This window comes from Devosia lucknowensis (genome assembly GCF_900177655.1).
Lineage (GTDB): Bacteria > Pseudomonadota > Alphaproteobacteria > Rhizobiales > Devosiaceae > Devosia > Devosia lucknowensis.
The window spans coordinates 1,544,791-1,569,682 of record NZ_FXWK01000001.1; the positions used below are offsets into that span (position 1 = coordinate 1,544,791).

Genomic DNA, 24,892 nt, shown 5'->3' on the forward strand with positions numbered 1-24,892 from the left:
TGGGCTTTGAACCAGCGCGCGGCGGCGGTGGTTGAGGGGATGATGCGACGCATTTGCATCGAATTGTTCCGGTTTGGCGACCTGCCCGGAAAGGCGGGGCTGTCATGACTGCTCGTCAAGTCCGCCGTAAAGCTGTTGTGCCGACGCGAGAGTTGTAAAGAGTATGGCGAAGAATCCGACCCCCCAGAACGATCCGGCCGCCTTGGCCTTCTCGGCTGTCGAGGATGCACTCAAGGATTCGGTGTTCAATCTGGAGCCCACGAGCCAACCCGCCCCCGAAAAGAAGCAGGACAAGAAGCCCGATCCTGCCCGTTCGGATCGCCTTCGTGCCGCCGACCGCATCGCTCAGCAGGCCAGCGCCGTCGCCAACGACGATCGCGTCTCGGCCAGCAAGCTTCTTTACACCCTCCAGGGTCGCTCATCGCCAGCGCCGACCTGGCTCGCCACCCTGCTCTCGATCGTCTGGATCGCAGCCGTCGGCATCGTGGCCTGGATGCGCTTTGGCACGGAGATGTCAAATTTCGGCGCCTTCATGGGCTCGATCGAGTTCGTCGCCACGCTCGCCATCATGATTTTGCCGGTGCTCGGCTTCTTCGCCGTCGCCAGCCTTTTCCGCCGTGCCGCCGACCTGCGCAACGCCGCATCGTCGATCACCCAGGCCGCTATCCGCCTCGCCGAGCCCGAAGTGACCGCCGCCGACAAGGTCGCCTCCGTCGGCCAGGCCGTTCGTCGTGAGGTCAACGCATTGGGCGACGGGCTCGAACGCGCCCTCTCCCGCGCCGGCGAACTCGAAGTGATGATCCACAACGAGGTCACCGCGCTTGAACGCACCTATTCCGACAATGAATCGCGGATGCGCGCCCTCATTGCCGAACTCGCTAGCCAGCGCGAAAGCGTCCTGACCAATACCGAGCGCGTGCGCGAAGCCATTACCGAAAGTCATACCGGTCTGGTCTTCGACCTCGACATGATCAGTCAGCGCATTGCCGGCACCATCGTGGAAAGCGGCGGCAACCTCACCCGTGCGCTCGAAACCGCCGGCAATACGCTGACAACCGGTTTCTCCGAGCGCGCCGACGGCTTCGTCAGCCTCGTCGACAACCGCACCGGCGACTTCCTCTCCGCCATCGACCAGAGCTCGAACCGGCTTGCCCTGAGCTTCGAGGACAACGCAGCCAACCTCGGCCGGTCGCTCGACGAACGCGCCAACGATATCAACTCCGGTATCGAGCAGCGCATCGGCAAGCTGAGCCAGGCCCTCGATCACCATGCCGACAGCATTGCCCTGGCGATCGACAGCCGCACCCAGCAGCTCAATGACCGCACCGAAGTGCTGACCGGTACCTTCGAAGACCGCACCCAGACCATTGCCGCCCTCATCGAATCGCGCACCGGCGACCTGTCGACGGCTCTCGATCAGCGCACCGCCGCCCTGGCGAATCTGCTCTCCGACGGTGGCACGACGCTGCTCGAGCAACTGCGCACCCGTGGCGAGGAAGTCAGCGAGGCGCTGGCCTCCATCGGCGCGCGCGTTTCGGGCGACATTTCCAGCCGTTCGACCGAAGCCGAGCTGCTGCTGGCCACCCTGTCCCGCCAGCTCGACGAATCCGTCTCGATCCAGCTCAATGCGCTCGATAGCCGCCTGCAGTCGGCCATTATCGAGATCAACGGCGCCCTCGATGACACGTCCGAGCGGGCCCGCCTCACGCTCTCGACTGCCGGCCACGACTCCCTCAGCCTCTTCGACCAGCGCCTGACCGAGATCACGGGTCTGCTCGACGACAAGCTGCATGCGCTCGACAACGTCATCGGCGATAAGGGCGAAGAGCTTGTTCAGCGCCTCGACAAGCAGGGCGTGAGCTTCGCGGCTCGCGCCAACGTGCTCGAAATGGCACTGAACGAAGAGTCCGGCCGCTTCAACGACGTGGTTGCCGAACGCACTCGTGAGCTCAGCGAAGTCATCGGCGCCAAGACCAAGGCCATCGGTGAGACCCTGGCCAACCGCGGCCAGGAAATTTCCGACAATCTCGACGGCCATGCCCTGTCCCTGACCGAGGCTCTGGACACGCGCACCAGCAAGCTCGACGCCATGCTGGCGAGCCGTGCCATTGAAGTGGGCGAAGCCATCACCAGCCGCACTGGCGATCTGGAGGAAACGCTCTCCAACCGTGGTGCACAGCTCAGCGAATCCATTCGCCTGCGCTCGCAGGAGCTTGGGGATACCCTGCTCACAGGCACGCAGACGTTCGATCAGGCCATTGCCGGCCGCACGCAGCGTCTTGCCGAGACCATTTCCGAGCGCACCAATGCGCTCTCGCTCGAACTCGAAACGCGCACCGGCGACTTCGCCAGCCAGATCGACGAGCGCACCGCAACTCTTGCCACCAGTCTCGACGACCGGACCGCAAAGCTGGCCGACAGTTTCGACCAGCGTGCTGCAAGCCTCGCGACCACCATCGATGTGCGCACGGCGACCCTCGCCAGCCAGATCGACGAGCGCACCTCCGCCTTTGCCAGCCAGATCGAGGAACGCACCGCGACCTTCGCTTCGACGCTCGATACCCACGCCGACGCTCTGGGCGGCCAGCTCGATCAGCGCACCCAGGAACTGGCGTCGGCGGTCAACACGCGCACCCAGCAGCTTTCCGAAGCGCTCAACGCCCGGACCCAGGCCCTTTCCGATACCCTTGCCACCCATACCGCATCCATGGGTGAGACCATCGGCCTGCACACGAGCGAACTCGCCGAAACGCTCGACCAGCACGGCGCCCGCGCCCGTGACAGCATCGATGCCTCGCTGCGCCAGGTCACCAGCACTATGGAAGGCCGCCTCGACGACCTGTCGACCCGCGTGTCCTCCAAGGTCGGTGAAGTCAACGACACGCTCGGCGCCGGTCTCGACAACGCCATCATCCGCATTTCCGACGCAGAAGCCGGTGTCGCCGCCCGTATCGAAAGCGCCAGTGCGACCGTGGGCGAAAGCGCCCGTCAGGCTGCCGAGCTCATCGAAAGCGGCGTGAATTCCGCCCGCAAGGCGATCGCCGACATGGTCGACCAGCGTCTGGGCACCCTGCCCGAGGCCATCACGGCCCGCGCCGACATCACCGCCGAGCGCCTCGCGGCCCTCAATGCATCGATCAGCACCTCGATCACCCAGTCCATGGCCGATCTCGAGGCCGGTGCCGACCGCATCGAAGAGACAATCGCCACCCGCATCACCGCGGCCACCGGCGCGATCTCGGCCGATGTCGAGAACACCGCCAACCGCATGGACTCGGCTGTGCGTGGCGCCCTCGAGCAGATCCGTCTTGCCGCCACCAATATCGACCAGCTGGTTTCGGTTCGCGCCGTCAACGCTGCCGACGCCATCGAGACGCGCCTCGATACCATCAACCGCACGGTCGAACAGCAGACCAGCCAGTTCGCCGATCTGGTCAACACCAAGTCGGCCGAACTGCAGAACGCCCTGGCCAGCCACGGCAACCTGCTGCGCGACGCCTTGGGCGAAAATGCGCGCGAAGCCGAGGCCATCATGTCGGTGTCGACCTCGCGTATCCTCAGCGATGTCACCAACGCGCTCAACAAGCTCAACGACTCCAACCTGCTGCTGCAGCGGGTGCTCGACGCTTCTACCGCGAACCTCGCCAGCCTCGAGACCAGCGTCGCCCAGCAGACTGCGACCTACTCGAACACCATGCGCGAAGCCATGGGCCAGACCGAGGAAGCCGGTGTCATGGTCACCCAGCATGTGGGTGCCCTGCAGAACACCATCCGCGGCATGGTCGAGCAGTTCGGCTCCATCCTGGGCCGCCTCGATGCCGAGGCCGCCGGTCTCAATCAGGCCGCGCAGACCCTTGATGCATCGAGCTCCACGGCCCTCGAAAACCTCGAGGATCGTCGCGGCGCCATGGACGCCCTGGCGCAGAGCTTTGCTGCCCGTGCAGACGACATCGACGGCCGCATGCGCCTCTTTGCCCAGTCGATCGCGGACACCGTCAACGATACCGAACGCCGCCTGATCGGTGCGCGTCGCGCCATGGACGAGGCCCTCAACGCCACGACCCACACCGTGACCGACACGCTGTCCGAAACCACCGCCACGCTCACCGCGGCGCTCGAACAGAACGCGGCCAGCGTCAACGACGCGCTCTATGCGACCAACGAGCGGTTCTCCACTGCGCTCAGCGGCAACGTTTCGCAGATGGACAACGCCGTGCAGCGCGCTGCCGAAGCCGCTGCCGCTGCGCTCAGCCAGACCTCCGCTCAGGTCCGCATGTCGCTTTCCGAACAGACCGGCCAGGTCAATTCGGCCCTCGAGGAAAACGCTAACCGCGTCAGTGACGTGCTCGCTTCTACAGCAGGCAGCGTCACCGACGTGCTTACCTCGACCACAAGCTCGCTGGCCGACACCATCGCGGATTCCAGCAATTCTGTGCGCAATGCCATCGCCTCGAACACCGGTCAGCTGCGCCGCGCGCTGGACGAGACCGCAGGCGAAGTCACCGGTAAGCTGGGCGAGTTCCACGAAACGGCGGATGCCGAAGGCCGTCGCGCCAACCAGGCCCTGCAGGATGCCCAGCAGCGCATGGTCACCGAGATGCAGCGTGCCATCGAGGAAGCCACTGCCCGCTTCGCCGACACCGCCCGAGCCATGCGCGACACGGCCCGCGAAGTCGGTGGCGAACTCGAGGCCACCCGCGCCGAACTGGCCCGCAGCGTCAACGACCTGCCCGAGGAAACCCGTGCCAGCGCCGCTGCCATGCGCCGCGTCGTGGCCGAGCAGATCGAGGCCCTCAGCGAGCTCAACGCCATCGTGCGGGCCCAGCCGGCCAGCCACGACCTCACCGATCGCCGCGCACCGCAGCGTCCGGCACGCCAGCCCGAACCGCCGGCCTACCAGCCGCCACGCCAGGTCGAGCAGCCGCGCGAGACCTATCGGCCTGAGCCACGTCAGCCGCTGGTCGACCCGATCCGCACCACCGCCGTGGTGGAACAGCCCGCCCAGGTTGTCGCTCCGGCGCCGGTTCAGGCCCCTGCTCCCGCCCCTGTTCAGACCGCACCCGTCGCCGCAACCGCCGCACCGCGGCAGACCGCCGACGCCGAGGGCGGCGGCTGGCTGCGCGACGTGCTGCGCAATGCTTCTGCCAAGCAGGCCGGCACACAGCAGGCCCCGCAGGCGCTCTCCGGCCTCAGCGAGGAAATTGCCCGCGCCATCGACGATGCTGCCCTCGGCGAAGCCTGGGCCCGCTATCAGGCTGGCGAGAGCAATGTCTTCACCCGCCGCATCTACACGCTGACCGGCCAGGGCACCTATGACGAAGTGCGCAAGCGCATCCAGCGCGAGCCCGACTTCGCCCGCACGGCCCAGGCCTATATGAGCGAGTTCGAGCAGTTGCTGAAGCGCGCCGCCGCCGGCTCCAATCCGGCTGCCGAAACGCGCGAATATCTGCTGTCCGACAAGGGCAAGGTCTATACCACCCTCGCGCATGCCAGCGGCCGTCTGAGCTGATCACTCGTTCCTCACCGAACCGAACGAAAAAAGGCCCCGGATTGTCCGGGGCCTTTTTCTATCCAGCAAATTATGATGCGTCCTAACCTGCTTCAACCCGCTGGCTCGGCCGCAGGCAGCCGAGCAGCAGGTCATCGCCCTTGCGCGAGCCGAAGTCCGCGATGAACGGCCCGATGACGTCCATGAAGGCGGATAGCGCGCTGCCATCCGCCGGCGGTGGCAGGAACACCGTCCAGCGCAGGTGGCATTCGACTTGCCTGTCCCAACGATCCGTCACGGTCACCGGCATCAGCAGATCATCGTAGTAGACGCAGCCGGATCGCGTGGTGTTGCAGCGGATCCAGGCCACGCGATCCCCGGTGAAGTGCGCGAATGAGTATACACCGCCAAGATCGGGATGGAGGAACACCGCGCGTCCCTCCCCCTCGACCAGGGCGCCGAGCCGGAACGTCCGCTCGTCGCCGAATGGCTCCATCACGTACCCGTCTGGCGCGTAAAGCTCCCCATAGGCCTCCAGTGTCGACTGCATGAACAGGGAGCGTCCCGCCTTGGTAATTGCGAACGTTACCGGCCCCGTCGCCAAGTCCAGCGTGCAGAGGTCTTCCGAAACCCAGATGTCGTCGCTTCCGACCAGGGCGTCGAAAGCGTCATTGCAGGCCTCCAGAGCCTGCTCATATCGGGCGTGGTCGCTGGCCTGCGCGAAACAGCTGCCCGCGCCGATCGAGGACAACACGAGCGCCACCCACCATTTCGCCGTCATTCATCCTGCCTTGGATCACTCATCGGTCAGGTGAAGTTTGCATTCTTTCGGCACCGATTACGAGAGCAGCGCCTTGGGCGGCCGCAGCTTGAGCGACAGCAGCACGCAGCCCACGGCCAGCAGCGATGTGACCGTCGAGAAGAAGAACGCATGGGAGCCGAAATGCTCCACCAGCACACCGAAGGCGATCAGCGCGAGCATGGCCATGGCCATGTTGAGCATATTGGCAAAGCCCTGCGCCTCGGCGGCATTGGCCTCGTTGGTCCAGTTGGCAATGAAGTGCACTACGCCGAAATAGCCCATGCCGAAGCTGAAGGCATGGAGGAACTGGGTCATGAACAACACTTCGACCGGCGGATTGAAGGCCATGATGGTGAAGCGGATCAGGCCGGCTATGGCGCCGACGAGGATCATGTTGCGCGCCGTGACCCGGCCGCCGAAACGGCGCCAGGCAAACATCAGGATCGCCTCGCCAACAGCTGCAAAGCCCAGCAACGGCCCGAGGAAATAGCTCGGAATTCCGTTCTCGTGCCACAACAGCGCCCCGAAGCTGCCGATGATCGAGTTGGACGAGTTGACCAGCGCGAAGGCCAGCAGCGGCAGCACGAACCACGGCTGCAGCGCATCGCGCAGCCGGCTCGAGGGCACCGGTCCTGCCGCCACCGGCTCTGCCAGCGTCACCTTCTGTGCGGGTGCGCGGAAGCGCGGCAGCAGGAAGGCGAGGAAGGCGCGCGCCGCCACCATGGCGACATAGAGCGTCACGAAGGCACCCGAGCCCAGCGTATTGAGCAGCATCCCCAGGCCACCTGCCCCCACGATATAGCCCACCGTGGCCCACGCCCGGATCACTCCGAAATCGGTGCCGTTGCGGCGCGTCATGCGCACCGTTGCGGCGTCAATCACGGGCGCCACGAGGCCGTTGCTGGTCGCGCAGAGCGCCCAGACCAGCAGGATGCCCCAGAATTCGGACACGAAATACAGCGGCAGCGGCGCCAGCGCCGAGGCGATGGAAAGCACGATCAGCGCGCTGCGCCAGTCATCGGCCTTGTCGGCAACGCGCCCGACGATCATGTTCAGCATCAACAGCCCCAGTGTCGGCAGGGCGTTGATCACGCCGATCTGGTCGGCGGGAATGCCGTGTTCGCTGAGCCAGATGCCCAGGAAGACCGAGGCGACGCCACCGGGCAGGTAGACGGTAAATTGATAAATCGAGGCACGCAGCTCGGGCGAATCCAAGCGCGACAAAACCGGTGACATCTGAAAAGGACTCCCGACGCAGAAAAATGCGCCGCGTTCTTTCCACTGACTCGCAATTGCGACTGAAGCAAGGGCAAATATCCGGCAGGCCGGCCTTTGCTCGCGTGCCCCGCCCTATTGGCCCGAAGCGCGCCGCGGCCTGACCTTCCGCGGATCGCCGGTGACCATCTCGGTCCACTTGATCAGCTCGAATTGCCCGTCGAAATTCTCGACGATGGCCGTGCAGCTTTCCACCCAGTCACCGGTGTTGATGTACTGAATCCCGAGACGGTCGTGGATGTCGGCGAAATGGATGTGGCCGCAAATCACGCCATCCACTCCGCTCTGCTTGGCCTCGTGCACCAGGGCCTCCTCAAAACGCCCGATCACCGACACGGCGTTCTTCACCTTCTGCTTGGCCCAGGCACTCAGCGACCAGTACTGCAGCCCCAATCGCCGCCGCACCCAGTTGATGGCGATGTTGATCCGCAGCGCCGCATTGTAGGCCCAGTCGCCGACATGGGCGAGCCACTTGGCATTCATCACCACGACGTCGAACTGGTCGCCATGGATGACGAGGTAGGTTTTGCCCGTCGCCGAAGTGTGGATCGTGCGATCCACCAGTTCGATTTCGCCGAAATACGTGCCCAGATATTCGCGCAGGAACTCGTCGTGGTTCCCCGGCAGGTAGACCACGCGCGTGCCGGCCGCGGCCTTGTCGAGCATGAGCTGGATCAGCTCGTTATATTGCTCCGGCCAGTGCCACTGCTTGGCGAGGCGCCAGCCGTCGAGGATATCGCCGACGAGATAAATGGTCTCGGCATCATGCGCGCGCAGGAATTCCGCCAGCTGCGCGCTGCGGATCGGCTTCATGCCCAAATGCACATCGGACAGGAAAAGCGCCCGAACGCGCCGGATTTCGCGGTCTTCCGACATCAGCTTCGGGTCCCCCGAATATTCGCGGTCACCTTAGCGCCCAAAAACGACGGAGAAAATATGCCGCCCAAGAAAGCCGGGGATAGTGCGGAGCCGGCTCGTCAGTCGAGGCGGGCCTTGAGAGCGACGATGCGGCCATAGCTCTCCTCGATCCGCGCCGCGAACTCTGGGTCGGCCTCGGCTTCGGCCAGCAGGATGGCGAGGATTTCATCCGACAGGCCCGGCCGATAGTCGGCGGTGTTGGAGAACAGCAGGATATCCATGCCGGCCCGCACGGCCCTGGTCACCGTCTGCTCGAGCGTGAAATGATCACGGATGGCGCCCATTTCGAGATCGTCGCTGATCACGACGCCGTCGAAGCCAAGATCCTCGCGCAGCACGCCATCGATCCAGCGCGGCGACAGCGAAGACGGCGTTTCCCCGTCCCCGTCGGCATAGTCGGCGTGATACAGGTGACCCACCATCACCATGTCGGCCAGCCCATCCGCGATCAGCGCCCGATAGGGTTCGAGTTCGGCCGCGTCCCAGCTTGCCGTGATGTCGACGAAGCCTTCATGGCTGTCGGCGGTGGACGATCCATGGCCGGGAAAATGCTTGAGTGCGGTTGCAAGGCCGGCCGCGCGATGCGCCTCGATGAAGGCGGCGTCATAGGCGGTCACCACGGCCGGATCAGCCGAATAGGACCGCCCGAACCGGGCGATGATCTGGTTGTCGGGATTGGTGTTGAGATCGGCCACCGGCCCGAAATTCACCGAGAAGCCCTCGGCCGCGATGCCTTCGGCCATCGCCGCGTAGATCGCCTTGGCCTTTTCGGGAGAATTGCGCTGCGCGACGGTCGCCGCATTCGGAATCTCTTTGAACCCGACATCCTTGGTCAGGCGCTCGACGGCCCCGCCTTCCTGGTCGAGGGTGATGAATGGCAGCAGGTCCGGCGCGGCGGCGCGGAACTGGACATTCATCTCGCGCACCGTCGAAAGGCTCGCGACGTTCTTCTTGAGATACATCACCCCGCCCAGGCGCCCCGCAGCAAGGTCCTCACGGACCGATTCAACACCTGAATCATCGGGGCTATTGCCTTCAAATCCCACGACAATCATCTGCCCGGCCATCTGCTCCAGGCTCTGGGCATGGGCGGCCGGAACAGCGGCGATCAGGGCGGCGGAGGCAAGAAGGATACGGAGCAAGCGGGCTCACCGGCATTGGTTGAATCGGATGCGCACCATGCCCAGCAAAACGCGGCGAGACAATGATCCCGCCGCGATTGTGTCAGGCGAAAAGACAAGGGCGGCGGCGCCACGGCACCCCCGCCCTGCTTTTCTGGTATCGGCTCTACCCTAGGCCGGCTTGTTCTGCCGGTTGGCGATCAGATCGTCGACGACCGATGGATCGGCCAGCGTCGAAGTATCGCCCAGCGATCCGAAGTCGTTTTCCGCGACCTTGCGGAGAATGCGCCGCATGATCTTGCCGGATCGGGTTTTCGGCAGGCCTGGCGCCCACTGGATGAAATCAGGCGAGGCGATAGGGCCGATTTCCTTGCGCACCCAGTTCCGCAGCTCGCCGCGCAGGCCGTCGTCATAGGCCTCGCCCGCCATCAGGGTCACGTAGCAATAGATGCCCTGCCCCTTGATATCGTGCGGGAAGCCAACCACTGCCGCTTCCGACACCTTGGGATGGGCGACCAGCGCGCTTTCCACCTCGGCAGTACCGAGGCGATGGCCCGACACATTGAGCACGTCGTCGACGCGCCCGGTGATCCAGTAATAGCCATCCTCGTCGCGGCGGCAGCCATCGCCGGTGAAGTAGGTGCCCTTGTAGGTCTCGAAATATGTCGAGACGAACCGGCCATGGTCGCCCCAGATCGTGCGCGCCTGGCTGGGCCAGCTGTCCTTGATCACGAGCACACCCTCGGCCTTGGTCTGCTCCTGCACCTTGCCCTCAGGCGAAAGCACTTCCGGTATGACGCCGAAGAACGGCTTGGTGGCCGATCCCGGCTTGGTCGGGATTGCGCCCGGGAATGGCGCGATCATGTGGCCGCCGGTCTCGGTCTGCCACCACGCATCGACGATCTCGCAGCGCCCCTTGCCGACCTTGTTGTAATACCAGAGCCAGGCTTCGGGATTGATCGGTTCGCCCACCGTGCCGAGCAGGCGCAGACTCGGCATGTCGTGCTTTTCGACATACTCGGCCCCTGCCCCCATCAACGATCGGATCGCGGTCGGTGCGGTGTGGAAGATGTTGACCTTATGGCGCTCCACCACCTGCCAGAAACGGCTCGCATCGGGCCAGGAGGGAATGCCTTCGAACATCACGGTGGTCGCGCCATTGGCCAGCGGACCGTAGACGATGTAGCTGTGGCCCGTGATCCAACCGACATCCGCCGTACACCAGAACACCTCGCCGCGCTTGTAGTCGAAGCTCAGCTCGTGGGTCAGCGACGTATAGGTGAGATAGCCGCCGGTCGTGTGCAGCACGCCCTTGGGCTTGCCGGTCGAACCTGACGTATAGAGGATGAACAGCGGATCTTCCGCATTCATCGGCTCGGGATCGTTGAACGGCTCGACGCCGGCGGCGGCTTCATGCCACCACACGTCGCGGCTCCCCTTCATGGCAACGTCGGCACCGGTATTGTGCACCACGAGCACTTTTTGCACGCCCGGGCAGTCTTCCAGTGCCTTGTCGACATTGGCCTTGAGCGGCACGGTCTTGCCGCCGCGGCGCCCCTCGTCGGCGGTGATGACGACCGCAGAATCGCAGTCGTTGATGCGACCGGCCAGCGAATCCGGCGAGAAACCGCCGAACACGACCGAATGCACGGCGCCGATGCGGGCGCAGGCCAGCATCGCATAGGCAGCCTGCGGAATCATCGGCAGGTAGATGGTCACGCGGTCGCCCTTGCGGACACCGAGCGACTTCAGCACGTTGGCGCAGCGGCAGACCTTCTCGTGCAGCGTGCGATAGGAAATATGCTCGGCCTGGTCATTGGGATTGTCGGGCTCCCAGATGATGGCGATATCGTCGCCGTGCTCGGCCAGATGGCGGTCGATGCAATTGGCGGCAACGTTCAGCACCCCATCCTCGAACCATTTGATCGAGACATCGGGATAGGCGAACGTCGTGTTCTTGATCTTTGTCGGAAACCGCACCCAGTCGAGGCGCTTCGCCTGTTCGGCCCAGAACCCGTCCGGATCGGTGATCGAGCGCTGATAGAGCGCATCGTATTGTTCCGCAGTGGTGTGGGTGCGCGCGATCGCGGCCGCGCTTGGCTGGAACAAGAGCTGCTCGCTCATCGTCTTCCTCCCTTATCTCTCCCGAGAACCGTTCTAAAGACGTGCTCCCATCGCGGCAAGGCCTGCCGCCCGCGACTTAAGCGCTATTTGCGGCAAGGGCATGTGCCGAAATGGCAGGGCACCGCGTGTTAACCCGATGCCGCTAGCATCGAAGCGCGCTGAACCCTCGGGAGGAGCCTCGCACCATGGCCGAAATGACCATCCGCGCCGCAACCCACGCCGATATCGATCTCGTCCATCGCGAACTGACGGACGTCATACTGACATCGCCGCACTACAGCGAGCGCTTCAAGCAGCACGAGGCGGCACGGCTGGACAAGACCTTCCTCAAGGGCCTGCTGGCCATGGATCCCTGGCACGTCATGCTGATGTGCTCCGATGGCGTTCCCGGCGGCGCCATGGTGTCGGGCCCGGACTGCGGCTCGATCTTCCGCTACTGGAGCTGGGTCTTCCCCAGCCACCGCCAGACCAAGCTGGGCATGTTCGGCATGCGCGAGTTCGATGCGCATTGGGACAATACCCGCTTCCACAAGGCCTACACCTTCGTGCGCCCGGATAACGAGGTCGCCCGCATGCTGCTCAAGCGCTACGGCTACCGGGAAACCGCGCTGCTCGAAAAGCACATCTTCGGCGAGGACTATCTGCTGATCGAAAAGTTCTACAACCGCCCCGAAGGCCCATATGACAGCGGCTATGTGGGCCGCCTGGCGCGGATCAAGAACAAGGTCAGGAGCCTCGTCGGCGCCTGATCATTCGGCCGGCGCGACGCGCCGGCTCCGGAACCATTGCAGGATCGACACGTCGATATGGGCGGTCTTGAGGGCGATGAGCCACAGCGACACCGACCAGGCCGAGATGGCGATGATCGCCGCCACCGCCGCCCCGATCAGGTGGAACATCGGCACCAGCAGGAAATTGCCCGCCACCAGCGTGCCCATGCCCAGCAGCACGGCCGGAAGGCTTGACCAGGGGCGGTCGTGGATCGACAGCACCATTGATGCCGGCCCCAGGGCCGAGCGGATCACGAGGGCGAGGCACAGCAGCGCCAGCGGCAGCGCCCCGGCAGTGAAGCTCGGCCCGAACAGCAGCAGCGCGAACGGCGCGCCGATCAGCACCACGACGAAGAGGCCGAGCGATACGACGCTGGCTGCCAGGTTTGCCTCCCCGACCTTGCGATGGAAGGCAGCGCGGTCGGCATTGGCCTCGCTCTCGAACATGTCGGGCAGGATCACCGCGTAGACGGCTGCCACGCCGAACGACACCAGCGCAAAAATGCGGGTACAGACCCCGAAGATCGCCAGCTCCTCGCGATCGAGCAGGTTCGCCAGCAACAGCAGGTCGATATCGAAGAAGAAATCCGTCGCCAGGGTGATCAGCACCCAAGGGGCGGCAAACCGCCACCAGCGCGGCACTTCGGCGGCGCGCGCCTCGGCCCGCTCATCCAGTCGCCGCACGGTCACCACCACGAAGCCGAAATGCACCACCGCAATGGCCACATAGCCGATCGAAGTGATCCACAGCATGGCTTCGAATGCAGCAATGGGCGTCCCGAACATCGCAGCGCAGATCAGCACCGTCCCGATCATCAGCATGGGGCGGAAAATGCCATCGGCGAAAAACCCGGCAAAGGGCCGCTTGAGCCCGATCAGCACCGTACCGTTGACATAGACCAGCGCCGTCGCCAGCGCGAGCAGCGCCACCGGCACGAAATGCACGGCGATGACATTCTGTTCGAGCCCGAGCGCGCCCAGCAGCAACGGCCCGCCGGCAAGCACGGCGATCAGTACGATCGCGACATGGCCATAGGCGCGTTTCAGGAAGGAGATGAGCTGTCGCCTGTCGCCCCTGGCCCGGTATTCGGCCGCAAAGTAGGTACCGATGGTCTGGAAGCCCATCGGCATGGCCACGGCAATCAGGTTCACAGCGGCGGTGATGACGAGGAAATCGCCCAGGAGCGCAGCGCCCCACGCTTGCGCGATAAAGGCCTGTACGAGGAAAATCAGGCCCGCGCCAAACAGCCGTCCTCCGAAGATGACGGTCGATTGCGACGCCAGGCGGTGGGCAAGGCTCATCGAAACTCTTCCGGCAGCGGCTGCGGCGTACCTTCCGGTCGCGCCTTGGCCGGCCGCAGCATCTCGATGCGGCGACGCAGTTCGTTGAAGCTCTCGCGCGCCGCGAATGCCCCGGCCCCGAGGAGGTAAACCAGCGGCCGCGAGGCATAGTTGGCGACGGGCGGCACGGGCCGGATCATGCCCTCCGTACCCACCATGCCCTTCTTGAACTGGTGGAGCCCCTGGTAGCCATCGGTGCCGCCGAGATCGTACCAGTTGGCCCGCGTATGGTCGCGCAGCCATCTGATGATATGGAAGTGGAGGAAATACCCAGCGCGCAGTGGCAAGGCGCGGTCGTTGGTCGCCCCGTAAAGATATACCGTCCGCTCTCCCGCCTTGAAGATCAGCGCGCCGGCGACGATCTCGCCCTCGTGCCGCACGAAGAACAGTTCCGGGCGCAGCGGCTCTTCGAGCGCCATCAGCGCGTCGAGCGTATCGAAGGCGGAATAATCCGGAAACTGCTTGCGGTCGGTCATGGCCGCATAGAGCGCCTTGAACGCGCCGATCCGTTCGGCTCCGGCATGTTCGAAACCCAGGCCCGACTTCTCGGCCTTGTTGAGCTGGCGGCGCCAGGCCTGGTCGAAGCTCTTGCGCAGCGCCTCGTCTGGGAGGCGCAGGTTGACGATGTAGCGATCGTAGAAGCGCAGCGGCGCGCCCCGCTTGAACCCCGCCTGCCTGAGGGTCCGGTATTCGTCGTTCCGTACGCCCAGCGCGGCATGCGGCAGGATCGACAGCATCATGCCGCGCTGGTCGGCATATTCGGCCTTGAGCGCCTCGACCATGCCGGCATAGACGGCCATGGCATCGGGGGCCTGGGCGTCGGCCAGCATCGGCCCCCATTTGATGATCGCGATATTGGCCAGCCCCAGCGGCAGGCTCTGGACCAGCACCAGCGCGCCCCCGACGACGCGGCCGCCGCGCTCGAAAAGGCGCGGTTCGGGTGCCACGCCCGGCCAGCGTACGGCGGCAAAGGCGTGGAGTTGTTCCTGGCACACCCCGTCGAAACCGGAGATGACGGCGTCCCATTCCTGCCCATCCACTTTTCGCGACACCAGGGCGGGCGCGGTCGTGCGCTCCATGACCGGTGCGGCATGCGGCGTCGTCAGGGACATTCCAGCGGTGGCGGACATGGCAGGTCTTTCGGCTGCGATCGTTTGTCCGGACGCTATCCCGCGCGAGGTGAGCAAATCCCTATTGCCAGGGCGAAAATGCCGCAAACCTTCGGCGGTGGTTACCAAACGCTGTAGGCTTTGCGAGCATGGCCACCGATTGAAATGCGGTCGCCGAAAAGCGAAATCCCGCCACTGGCGGGATTTCTGGAAGCTTGTGGTCGCTCGTCGATCAGTGCGCTGCGACAACACCTGCCGCATGCGGCGTGTAGAGCAACGGAATTTCCGGGATGGTGATAAAGGCGCCCAGACCCTCGAGACCCATGCGGATAGCGACGAACAGGATCATGATGAGGCCAATCCAGGCAATCCAGCGGAAGCGGTGCAGCAGTCGGGCGATAAAGGTCGCGGCAACGCCCATCAGCACGACCGAAAGAGCAAGCCCGAAGATCAGCGCTTCGAAATGATGCTGGGCGGCGCCGGCGACGGCAAGCACGTTGTCGAGCGACATCGACACGTCGGCGATGATGATCTGGATCACCGCCTGGCGCAGCGTCTTCTTGGGCGCCTTGCCCGCCACGGTGCCGTCGGCATTGTGGTCGGCCTCGGACAGGGCTTCGGTCGCCTCGCCTTCTTCGGCATGGCTCACCGTGAGCTCGCGATACATCTTCCAGCAGACGTAAAGCAGCAGCACGCCGCCCGCGATCAGCAGGCCGCCGCCAAGCGAGAGCAGCTGCGTCGTGATCAGCGCAAAGAAGATGCGCAGGCCCGTCGCGGCAAGGATGCCGATCAGGATGGCGCGCCGACGCAGGTCAGGGGCGAGGCCGGCAGCGGCAAGACCGATCACGACGGCATTGTCGCCCGCCAGCACCAGGTCGATCAGGATGACCTGCAGCAGCGATGAGAAGAAACTCGGATCGAACATGAGAGCTGTCCTTGCGGGGGCACATAACGAAGATGTGACACGCTGCTACTGCTGCGCGCTTCGCACTGCAAGTGCTCCGACACCCGCTGAAGACGAAAGTCTGAGAATTGATCGCGCCGGGTCACGGTTTTGACAGCTTGGCGACAGGAAAGCCCAGAAAACGTGGGTATTAAGGCGGCCGCAGCCGCCTCGCCGCCTCAGCTTCGTGGTGGTTGGCCCGGAGGTGGTGCCGGCATGCCGCCACTCGAGCGCTCGGCAGTGAGATCGACGGCGATAGTCACCGTGCCGGAATAACCCGATGTCGGATCGCCGCTCAGCGCCATCGTCTGCTGGGCGATCTCGGCCTCGGAATTGTCCCGGAACACCCCGTCGGTCGCAATGCTGATCCGGCCGAGATTGCGTGTGCCATTGCTGTAGCGCGGATCGGCGACGTAGACGGCGGCACTGTCAGCCTCGGCCATCGCGATCTGGGCGGTCAACAGCGAACCGTCCCCGCTGACCGCCGCGGATGCACTTTCGAAGATCTCGAAATGCATATGCGGCCAGCGCCCGTCGTAGCAGCCCGGGAAAATGGTGGTGAACCGGACCTTGCCTTCGGCATCCGCCACCCCGACGCCGCGCAGGAAATTCGCGTCGGTCAGATCATAGAGCGAATACTGGCCGACTGCGTCGCAGTGCCAGAGATAGATCGCGTGCCCCTCGAGCGGCGTGCACCCGTCCGCATCGACGATCGTGAGTTCGACATCGAGCCGCACGCCTTCTGCCACCGGCGTCAGCGTGCCGAACGAGCTGCGAAGATCCTGTCGGATGACGCCGTCTTCGGTCAGCGCATTGACCACCTGCCCGCCCTTCACATTCGTGCCGTCGGCCGGATAGGGGCCGGCCGTTTCCCAGGGCAGCGCCACGCATTCGAGCGCGGCAGCAGCGCCCCCGGTCAGGGACACGAGCCCGATCCCGCCCATCAGGGCCAGCAGCCTGCGGCGGCCGACCATCATGGGCAGGTCGTGGGCAAATCCGAGATCATGGGCGTGAAGGTCGTCATCGTGATCGTGGGGCAAGGTCATGTCCTCTCGAGGCCTGGCTTGCCGCGAACCCTAGAAGGCATTCGCGGCGGAATTATCGAGACCTATCGGTCCCCACCTTGCCGCTTCCCATCCGTCACATGACATCTTGGACAGGTGATCCTGCCACACCGGTGGAACCACGGATTCCATGAGCCGTTGGCCATGCTCAGGTTCACTTTTGTGGAGACAGCAAATGCCCAATACCGCACAGGACCGTGCCCGTGTCGCCGGCAAGCAGGATCATGAAGTTCGTTACGAAGCGGACAAGACCGGCAAGTCTGCCGAGGCGGTCAGGAAGGCCGTGAAAACGGCTGGCAAAAGCCGCGCCAAGGTTGAGAAACAACTCAAGCAATAGCGCGCAAGCCTATGTTGCAGCTGATTTAGTTTAGCGTCGGAGTTGGAGGACTTTGGTGGGTGCACAAGGGCTCGAACCTTGGACCCGCTGATTAAGAGTCAGCTGCTCTACCATCTGAGCTATGCACCCGAGGGCGGTTTTTTGTGAACCGCCGTCACCAAAGTGGCGCCTCTATAGCGAACGGTTTTCGACCTGTCCAGCGCCCATTCGGCGATTATGTGGATAAAGTGCGACACACAAAATGTCGCAGGGGTAGGCGACGCCCGGCCTTCTGGCCGGGCGTAGGCGCTATTGGCGGCGATGCCGGTAGTCGTCCAGCTCCAGCACGTTGCTTGCCGGGGTCAGGGGTTCGGATCGGACTTCTTCCATGAGACCGATGGTTCGCTCGATAATGTGGCGCAGCTGACGTGACCGCTGGTCCGTCCCCTGCAGAATGGTTGCGGCCCGTTGCAGATGATCACGCGCAAGCACGTAGGTTGGAGGCACGCGCAGTCTCCTTGAGATGAGTATGTCACGAAGAATCGCCGTGGGAGGCGTGCTTCCAAACTGGCCCGCCATAGTTGTCCACTCCTTGCCCGGCTGCAGCGCATTTGACTAAAATTGCGTCCATCGGACAGCCGCCCGGAAAGCGCCGCGTATCAGGGGCTTGGCGTCCGGTGCCTGCTTCGCGCTCTGTGCAAAACACTGGGGACGTAACCGCAAGGCTACGCGCGCCGAGGGTGCGGCGAGTTCCACGGCACGCTATTGTCGCCCGCAGCAGTTCACCGCAAGGGTTCGACCGTGTCTCATCCAGCCTTCACCCCGATTGTCGATTCCCTGCCCGAAACCGTTCCGTTTGTCGGTCCGGAAGCGATCGAGCGGCGAACCGGCATCCCGACGCGGGCCCGCATAGGCGCCAATGAGTCAGGCTTCGGGCCCAGCCCCAAGGTCATCGCCGCCCTCCGCGACGCCGCGCCCGAATTCTGGACCTATCCCGATCCTGAAAATCATGTCCTGCGCACCGCCATCGCCGAACAGCTCGGCATCGCTGGCGACGAAGTGACGATCAGCGAGGGCATAGACGGGCTCATGGGCCTGCTCGTGCGTCTCTTCATCTCCCCCGGTGATATCGTCGTCACCTCGCTCGGCGCCTACCCCACCTTCAATTATCATGTCGTCGGCTATGGCGGCGATCTGCGCTTCGCGCCCTATCGCGGCGTGCATGAGGATCCGGAAGCGCTCGCTGCCCTGGCGCGTGAGACGGGTGCCCGCATGGTCTATCTCGCCAATCCCGACAACCCGATGGGCTCGTTCTGGCCGGCCGCCGATATCGCTCGCTTCATCGCGACTGTGCCCGGGGATTGCCTCATCGTCCTCGACGAGGCCTATATGGAAACGGCACCCGAAGCGCCCCTGCCCCTCGATACGACCCAGCCCAACCTCCTCCGCCTCCGCACCTTCTCCAAGGCCTATGGGCTAGCTGGGCTGCGCTGCGGCTACGCCATTGGCAACCGGCGTCTCATTGGTGCCTTCAATCGCATCCGCAATCATTTCGGGGTCAACAAGGCCGCACAGGTCGCAGCGCTCGCGGCACTGGGAGATCAGGCCTACCTCCGGAGCGCGGTTGCTGCCATCGCCGATGCCCGCACGCAGATAGCGCGCATTGCCGCGGACAACGGCCTGCGCGCCCTGCCCTCCGCCACCAATTTTGTTGCCATAGATTGTGGCCGCGACGGAGCCTACGCGCTGGCGGTGCTTGAAGGCCTCGCGGTGGACGGTGTGTTCGTGCGCAAGCCTGCCGCTGTTGGTCTCGACCAGCATATCCGCATCAGCGCGGGGCCGCCTTCTGCCCTCGACATTCTCGCCGAAAGCCTTCCGCGAGCCCTCGTCCGGGCTCAGTCCTCGGCCGGATAGAGCCCGATCTCCGCCCGCAGCGGCCGATGGTTGGAGCCGTGGCTGTCACCGGAGACGAGGCTCATGATCTGGGCCGAGCCACGCGTGAACATATTGTCGATCGGCACGCCCAGGGGGCCGAGCCGCACCGGCCATGTCGCCGGTTGCGTCGGGCCCGGTGCCAGGTTTTGGCTGCGGCCGATCTCGGCCACCGGGTCGGTCCACGACGCCGAATTGAAATCGCCCGCCAGGATCAGCGGCCCCTCGATCTCGCTCAGCATCCGGTTGATCAGCCACAACTCGATCTCGGATGTGTTGTCGTAATAGGGCTTGCTGAGGTGAATACCCACCACCGTCACGCCCTGCCCCGCCACCGTGATCTTGCCGATCACAACTCGCTCGCGGCCGAGCGGCGGAAGGTCCCGAACCTCGAATGAGTCGAACGGGATCGAGGAATGGAGGGAAATATCGCAGGTTTCGCTGCGCGAGCATCCCGCGCGGTACGGCAGCACAGTCGCCACCTGGTCGAGATAGTCCTCGATGCCCGGCGTCTCCATGATCAGCGCCACATCGGGCGGATCGGCGAGGATCGACTGCACGAGCTCCTCGCTGCGCCGATTGCCGGTGAGCACGTTGAAGCTGAGGAAATCCAGCGTGGCGGCCGGCGGACCGGCATAGTCGACCCGGCGCTGCTGGAACTCCATCACATAGAGCGCACCATGCACGCCCGCTGCCAGGACGATCGCCAGCAGCAGGCCGCCCCGCCAGCGCGCGCCGACGATCATCGTCAGCACCGCCAGACCGAGCCCTGCAAGGATCAGGTGGAAGCGCAGCGATTGCAGCAGCAATTCGCCCGGCAGCCCGGGATGCACCACGATGACGGCGAAGACCAGAACCAGCAGCCCACCCAGCGCCAGCAGCGCACCGCGAAATTCTGCCCAGCTCAGCATGTCGTCCGCACCCCCTGTCGCTTGCCTCTGGCTAGACCAGTTTTGGGCGACGACCGCAAGTCGGGTGCTGTCCAGAGGCCAGCACACACGCGTGAAAAAGGCCCCGGACCAAGCCGGAGCCTTCGGAATGCATCGAAGCGGACTATCCAGCCAGCGCGCCTTGCGCTGCGGCGCCGCGCTCGATCATCACGCGGTTGAGCGCGTTGAGATAGGCGCGGGCCGAAGCCACCAGCGTGTCGGGCTCGGCGGCATTGCCCGAGGCGATGCGGCCGTTCATCTCCAGCCGCACATGGGCCGACGCCTGCGCGTCGGTACCGCCCGTCACGCCATCGACTGCATAGAGCACCAGATGCGGGTTCTGGCCCGATACGGTCTTGATGGCGTTGAAAATCGCATCGACCGATCCGGTGCCTTCGTAGGAAACGCTGGTCTCCTCGCCGTCGATGGTCACGACCAGGTTGCACTTGTGGGTGCCGCCAGTCTTGGACACGACTTCCATGTCCACCAGCTTGATGCGGTCGCCGACCGAACCGACTTCGTCATCGACCAGCGCGATGATGTCGGCGTCGTAGACGTGCTTCTTGCGGTCGGCCAGATCCTTGAAGCGTTGGAAAGCTTCCTGGAAGGCATTGTCGCCCAGCTCGTAGCCCAGCTCCTTGAGCTTGTCCTTGAAGGCGGCGCGGCCGGAATGCTTGCCCATGACCAGGGTCGTTTCCTTGATGCCGACGCTGGCCGGGGTCATGATTTCGTAGGTCTCGGCATTCTTCAGCATGCCGTCCTGGTGGATGCCGCTTTCATGCGCGAAAGCGTTCTTGCCCACGATGGCCTTGTTGTACTGCACCGGGAAGTTCGAGGCCGCCGACACCACGCGGCTGGCGCGCGAGAGCTGGGTCGAATCGATCTCGGTGAAGAACGGCATGGCATCGCCACGGGTGCGCAGCGCCATCACCACTTCTTCCAGCGCCGCATTGCCAGCGCGTTCGCCCAGACCATTGATCGTGCACTCGATCTGCCGCGCGCCGCCAGCCACGCCGGCCAGTGAGTTGGCGACGGCCATGCCCAGGTCGTCGTGACAGTGCACCGAGAAGATCGCCTTGTCGGCGTTCGGCACGCTCTCGATGATGGTCTTGAACATGCGGAAATGCTCTTCCGGCACCGCATAGCCAACCGTATCGGGCAGGTTGATCGTCGTCGCGCCGGCCTTGATCGCGGTATCGACGCAGCGCTTCAGGAAGTCGAGCGGCGTGCGCGTCGCGTCCATCGCCGACCATTCGACATCGTCCACCAGGTTGCGCGCCTGCGCCACGGTGCGGGCGATGATCTCGATCACCTCGTCCTCGGTCTTCTTCATCTGGTGCGCCAGATGGATCGGCGAGGTCGAAACGAACGTATGGATGCGGCCCTTCCTGGCGTGGCGCACGGCCTCGCCCGCCCGGTCGATATCGGCGCTGATGGCTCGGGCCAGGCCCGCCACAGTGGCGTTCTTCACCTGCTTGGCCACGGCGACCACGGCCTCGAAGTCACCATTGGACGCAATCGGGAAACCGGCTTCGATGATGTCGACGCCCATGTCGTCGAGCGTTTCGGCGACCTGCAGTTTTTCTTCCAGCGTCATGGTGGCACCGGGCGATTGCTCGCCGTCGCGCAGCGTGGTGTCGAAGATGAAGACGCGTTCTTTGTTGGAATTGGATGCAGAAGCAGACATTTCAGGCTCTTTTCCTATCGGCCCCGAGGCAATGGCTCGCTGGACCGGACATCGTGAGTGTTCGGTTTATGGCGCATTCCCCTGACGACCCGCTCGACTGTTCGAGCTGCCGGTGATCAGGGGCTGATAAGAAGGAGAAGAAGCGCGGGGAGCAGCAGCAGACCGGCAGCCAGCAGCAAACGGGCCTTCAGGGCCTCGGTCTGTGCAATCGCAATGGCTTTGGCGCGGCGGCGCTGCATGAGTACGCTCTGGTACGCTTGTTGTTGCAGCAACAATGCTCGAATCCTGCGGGTCGTGCAAGACCAGCAGGCCCGATTGCGTTACTTTTTTGCTTTCCCTTTGGTCGAAGCCGCGCGATCCGCCTTCAGCTGGCGGTTGCGGGAGCACCCCTCAATCGAGGTCCAGCACCCCTTCCGCGATCACCACGGCGTGCCCGCCGATCGCGCCATGCACCAGCTTGTCATTATCCTTGCGCGATTGCAGCGTGATCCGGCAGGGGCGCCCCATCTCATGACCCTGGCGCAGGACATAGTCCGTCTGCCCGCTCCCCATCTCGCGCTCGGCCAGCATGCCGATCAGCGCCGCCGCGGCCGACCCCGTACCCGGGTCCTCTCCCAGATTCATCCCGAACATGCGGGCGGCGATGTCGTTGTCCGCTTCGTCGGGCGTCAGCGTGAAGACATAGGCCGAGTTGTGCTCGTGGTGGAACACCTCGTTCCAGGCCGTGCGGTTGAGCTTGATGGCGGCCAGCACTTTTGCGTCGCGGACAGGGACCAGGTGGAAGGTCACGCCGGCTGAAAACACGGCGGGCTTGAACACGTCGCATCCGATATCGTCGACGTCGATCCCCAGCGCCTGCGCAATGGGCAGCCTGTCGGGCATATCCGCCAGGCGTTGCGGCAGTCGCGGCAGCGTGAAACGCGCTTCCCCCGTGCGCCGGTCGACCCGCTCGAACAGCGCCGTCACCAGCCCGACCTTTTCTTCCATGCGGATGGCGGAAGCGCGACTGTTGAGGCCCAGCGTCACCGCCGCCCCGACGGTGGGATGGCCCGCGAAGGGCAGCTCCTCATAGGGCGTGAAGATGCGCAGCGAGGCCGTGTTGCGCTCGTTCTGCGGCTTGCAGATGAACACCGTCTCGCTGAGATTGAACTCGCGGGCGATCGCCTGCATCTCGTTGTCCATCAGCCCGTCGGCCTTGGGCACGACGGCAAGGCCATTGCCCTTGAGCTGCGTATCGGTAAAGACGTCGAGGATCAGATAGGGAAGCTTCAACTGGCAACCTCTGGCAGGGCGTAATCGGAACGGGTCTTGCCCAGGTGATCGCACAGCGCGTCGACCGCCACGGCATGGTCCTTGCGACCGGGCAGGCCGGAAATCGTCAGCGTGCCGATGATGCCGGCGCCCGGCACCCGGATAGGAAACCCGCCGCCGGCGATCACGTAGTCTGCGGGGTCCGCGCCCGACTGCGGTGGAAACGGCGCTTCCCCCCGCTCCAGCACCAGCCTGTAGCTGGCGCGCTGGAAACGGCGCACCGAATTGATCTTGCGCCGAACCCATTCAGCATTGTCAGCGCTTGTGCCCGGCGTGGCCGAAAAGAACAGCTGCCGGTCCCAGGTCCTGAGGTCCACCACCAGCGAAAGTCCATCGGCCAGCGCCCGCTCGCGGATGGATGCACCGATGGCGAACGCCACCGCCTCGTCGAAGGCCGGCAGCGTCAGTTCCAGTTCCTGGCGCTTCACGCGCTCGATATCGTCATGCGTGGTCATGGCTCAGTCCTGATGGGCTCGAGTGAAGGCTTCGAACAGCGGCGTGCGGTCCACGGCGCCCTTGGTGAAATTGACCAGCGCCGGGTCGATGTCGACCCAGGCGGTCTTGCTGTCGGTCCAGATGTTTCCGACCGGACGGGTCCAGTCCATCCTGTCGAGCGACCCGGCGCGCAGCACCTTGATGCCCGGCAGCGGCGGATCGTTCCAGAGCCAGGTGTGGCAGGCGGCGCAGAAATGCATGACGATGACATTGCCGCTGTCGGCTTTGCGATCATAGGTTTCCGTCTCGCCCGAAACGCGCTCGAAGTCACCCTCGCGCACGATCATCGAGATCGACCATGCCGCGCCCGAATACCGCTGGCAGTCCTTGCAGTGGCAGTTGTACACGCTGAGCGGCGCGGCCTTCAGCCGGTAGCGCACCGCCCCGCACGAACATCCGCCATCTACTGGAAATTCCGGCAATGCCATCTGTCGCCTCCCTCTTCTGCGCGAAACTTCTAGGCCAGTTGCACGCCGATTTGAAGCACCGATGCGGGTCTACCAGACCCGGGGTCTCAGGAGGTCGATCCGGCCCCCGAACACGGCGTCGAGCAGCGCCTCGGCATAGGGCGCCAGGTTGCCCGCGGCACGACCGTCTGCCGTCGAGCGACAGGCCACCACGGCATCGAGCTCGCGCTCGTCCTGTTGCTCCAGCGTCGCCGTGATCTCCTGCACCAGCGCGTCGGCCGTCCGGTCGAAATGGAGCACCCTGCCCAGCGCCATGCGCGGTCCGTCGCTGATCGCCAGCAAAGCGCCCTTGCGGGCGTCGGCGGCATGGAGCCCGGTCTCTTCATTGAGTTCGAACCCGATGGCCCGCTCCGCATCGATGCGGCCGTCCGCGCCCAGGTCACGCGGGTCGAGCACCCCGCCCGGCGGATAGACGCGCCCCGCATTGATCGTGTCCCCGCTCATCCGCCCCAGGATGATGGCACCATCCGAGCTGCAGATGATGGCGGTGACGAACATGTGGCAAAGCCCGATCTCCGGGAACTCGGCCTCGCGCCAGGCAAGGTGTGCCGAATAGTCGTCCTCCATCGCCTCGGCCCGCAGGATGCCTGCTGCATCCACCACCGGCGGCGTGAAGCCATAGAGCCGTCCGTCCCAGATGGTGGGATTGCGCGCGATCATCTTTGCCCACACGGCGGGCACCTGCCCGCGCAGATCTTGCGGCAGCGGAAAGCCACCCGGCCGCAACGGCAGGTCGGTTCCGGCGATGGTCTCAATGCGAATGGTCATAAAGCAAAACGGGGGCCGCAGCCCCCGTCTCC

General features: G+C 64.5%; 21 protein-coding genes and 1 tRNA gene. 4 read left to right on the top strand and 18 right to left on the bottom strand.

The annotated features are described in order from the left end of the window. The first annotated feature begins 163 nt into the window (after nt 1–163). Nucleotides 164–5,509: an apolipoprotein A-IV repeat region-like domain-containing protein gene (locus CCK88_RS07565; RefSeq protein WP_086469847.1), complete on the top strand. Its 5,346-nt coding sequence runs from the start codon at nt 164–166 to the stop codon at nt 5,507–5,509. A gap of 82 nt (nt 5,510–5,591) precedes the next feature. On the opposite strand, the gene CCK88_RS07570 is transcribed toward CCK88_RS07565, so the two are convergent. The 5 genes from CCK88_RS07570 to acs all read right to left on the bottom strand — a co-directional run bounded on the left by CCK88_RS07570 (nt 5,592) and on the right by acs (nt 11,728). Further along, nucleotides 5,592–6,269, bottom strand: coding sequence for a hypothetical protein (locus CCK88_RS07570; protein ID WP_086469848.1), 678 nt, complete (start codon nt 6,267–6,269; stop codon nt 5,592–5,594). Nucleotides 6,270–6,326: 57 nt separating this feature from the next. Further along, a complete protein-coding gene (locus tag CCK88_RS07575; protein ID WP_086469849.1) occupies nt 6,327–7,526 on the bottom strand; it encodes an MFS transporter in 1,200 nt (399 codons plus the stop codon). A gap of 114 nt (nt 7,527–7,640) precedes the next feature. Further along, on the bottom strand, nt 7,641–8,441 hold the full coding sequence (locus CCK88_RS07580; protein ID WP_086469850.1) for a UDP-2,3-diacylglucosamine diphosphatase: 801 nt from the start codon (nt 8,439–8,441) through the stop codon (nt 7,641–7,643). A gap of 101 nt (nt 8,442–8,542) precedes the next feature. Then, nucleotides 8,543–9,625: a glycoside hydrolase family 3 protein gene (locus CCK88_RS07585; RefSeq protein ID WP_086469851.1), complete on the bottom strand. Its 1,083-nt coding sequence runs from the start codon at nt 9,623–9,625 to the stop codon at nt 8,543–8,545. 150 nt (nt 9,626–9,775) lie between these two features. Beyond that, entirely contained in the window at nt 9,776–11,728 is a 1,953-nt protein-coding gene (gene acs / locus CCK88_RS07590) for an acetate--CoA ligase (RefSeq protein WP_086469852.1), read from the bottom strand. A 185-nt stretch (nt 11,729–11,913) separates the two neighbouring features. Here acs and CCK88_RS07595 point away from each other — a divergent pair, with 185 nt between their 5' ends. Further along, nucleotides 11,914–12,477: a hypothetical protein gene (locus CCK88_RS07595; RefSeq protein ID WP_086469853.1), complete on the top strand. Its 564-nt coding sequence runs from the start codon at nt 11,914–11,916 to the stop codon at nt 12,475–12,477. On the opposite strand, the gene CCK88_RS07600 is transcribed toward CCK88_RS07595, so the two are convergent. The 4 genes from CCK88_RS07600 to CCK88_RS07615 all read right to left on the bottom strand — a co-directional run bounded on the left by CCK88_RS07600 (nt 12,478) and on the right by CCK88_RS07615 (nt 16,937). Next, nucleotides 12,478–13,800 carry a lipopolysaccharide biosynthesis protein gene (locus CCK88_RS07600; protein WP_086469854.1) on the bottom strand — a complete coding sequence of 441 codons (1,323 nt, stop codon included), beginning with the start codon at nt 13,798–13,800 and terminating at the stop codon, nt 12,478–12,480. Next, the gene (locus CCK88_RS07605; protein ID WP_170926389.1) at nt 13,797–14,969 is read right to left on the bottom strand and encodes a lipid II:glycine glycyltransferase FemX; all 1,173 of its coding nucleotides are present in this window, start codon (nt 14,967–14,969) and stop codon (nt 13,797–13,799) included. Before CCK88_RS07605 ends, CCK88_RS07600 begins: the two co-directional genes overlap by 4 nt. A 211-nt stretch (nt 14,970–15,180) precedes the next feature. Continuing rightward, nucleotides 15,181–15,873, bottom strand: a complete 693-nt coding sequence (locus CCK88_RS07610) for a YjbE family putative metal transport protein (protein WP_086469856.1) — start codon at nt 15,871–15,873, stop codon at nt 15,181–15,183. A gap of 197 nt (nt 15,874–16,070) precedes the next feature. Next, complete coding sequence (locus tag CCK88_RS07615) at nt 16,071–16,937, bottom strand: dioxygenase family protein (RefSeq protein WP_086469857.1); 867 nt, start codon at nt 16,935–16,937, stop codon at nt 16,071–16,073. 193 nt (nt 16,938–17,130) lie between these two features. Between CCK88_RS07615 and CCK88_RS07620 the strand changes: the two genes are divergently transcribed. Then, nucleotides 17,131–17,292 carry a DUF3606 domain-containing protein gene (locus CCK88_RS07620; RefSeq protein ID WP_086469858.1) on the top strand — a complete coding sequence of 54 codons (162 nt, stop codon included), beginning with the start codon at nt 17,131–17,133 and terminating at the stop codon, nt 17,290–17,292. A gap of 53 nt (nt 17,293–17,345) precedes the next feature. Here CCK88_RS07620 and CCK88_RS07625 read toward each other — a convergent pair. Continuing rightward, a tRNA-Lys gene (locus tag CCK88_RS07625) sits at nt 17,346–17,421 on the bottom strand. Between the two features lie 159 nt (nt 17,422–17,580). Then, entirely contained in the window at nt 17,581–17,778 is a 198-nt protein-coding gene (locus tag CCK88_RS07630; protein WP_140048918.1) for a hypothetical protein, read from the bottom strand. A 294-nt stretch (nt 17,779–18,072) separates the two neighbouring features. Here CCK88_RS07630 and CCK88_RS07635 point away from each other — a divergent pair, with 294 nt between their 5' ends. After that, complete coding sequence (locus tag CCK88_RS07635; RefSeq protein WP_086470864.1) at nt 18,073–19,185, top strand: pyridoxal phosphate-dependent aminotransferase; 1,113 nt, start codon at nt 18,073–18,075, stop codon at nt 19,183–19,185. Here the strand turns inward: CCK88_RS07635 and CCK88_RS07640 are convergent. The 7 genes from CCK88_RS07640 to CCK88_RS07665 all read right to left on the bottom strand — a co-directional run bounded on the left by CCK88_RS07640 (nt 19,167) and on the right by CCK88_RS07665 (nt 24,860). Continuing rightward, nucleotides 19,167–20,114 carry an endonuclease/exonuclease/phosphatase family protein gene (locus CCK88_RS07640; protein ID WP_086469860.1) on the bottom strand — a complete coding sequence of 316 codons (948 nt, stop codon included), beginning with the start codon at nt 20,112–20,114 and terminating at the stop codon, nt 19,167–19,169. The two genes, CCK88_RS07635 and CCK88_RS07640, sit on opposite strands and share 19 nt — an antisense overlap. Before the next feature lie 142 nt (nt 20,115–20,256). Further along, complete coding sequence (locus CCK88_RS07645; RefSeq protein ID WP_086469861.1) at nt 20,257–21,819, bottom strand: 2-isopropylmalate synthase; 1,563 nt, start codon at nt 21,817–21,819, stop codon at nt 20,257–20,259. A gap of 116 nt (nt 21,820–21,935) precedes the next feature. Then, complete coding sequence (locus CCK88_RS18410) at nt 21,936–22,094, bottom strand: hypothetical protein (RefSeq protein WP_170926390.1); 159 nt, start codon at nt 22,092–22,094, stop codon at nt 21,936–21,938. Nucleotides 22,095–22,209: 115 nt separating this feature from the next. Beyond that, a complete protein-coding gene (locus tag CCK88_RS07650) occupies nt 22,210–23,091 on the bottom strand; it encodes a PhzF family phenazine biosynthesis protein (RefSeq protein ID WP_086469862.1) in 882 nt (293 codons plus the stop codon). After that, complete coding sequence (locus tag CCK88_RS07655) at nt 23,088–23,585, bottom strand: heme-degrading domain-containing protein (RefSeq protein WP_086469863.1); 498 nt, start codon at nt 23,583–23,585, stop codon at nt 23,088–23,090. Before CCK88_RS07655 ends, CCK88_RS07650 begins: the two co-directional genes overlap by 4 nt. Nucleotides 23,586–23,588: 3 nt before the next feature. Then, entirely contained in the window at nt 23,589–24,053 is a 465-nt protein-coding gene (locus CCK88_RS07660; RefSeq protein ID WP_086469864.1) for a GFA family protein, read from the bottom strand. A 69-nt stretch (nt 24,054–24,122) separates the two neighbouring features. Further along, nucleotides 24,123–24,860, bottom strand: a complete 738-nt coding sequence (locus CCK88_RS07665; protein ID WP_086469865.1) for an NUDIX hydrolase — start codon at nt 24,858–24,860, stop codon at nt 24,123–24,125. Nucleotides 24,861–24,892: the final 32 nt, after the last annotated feature.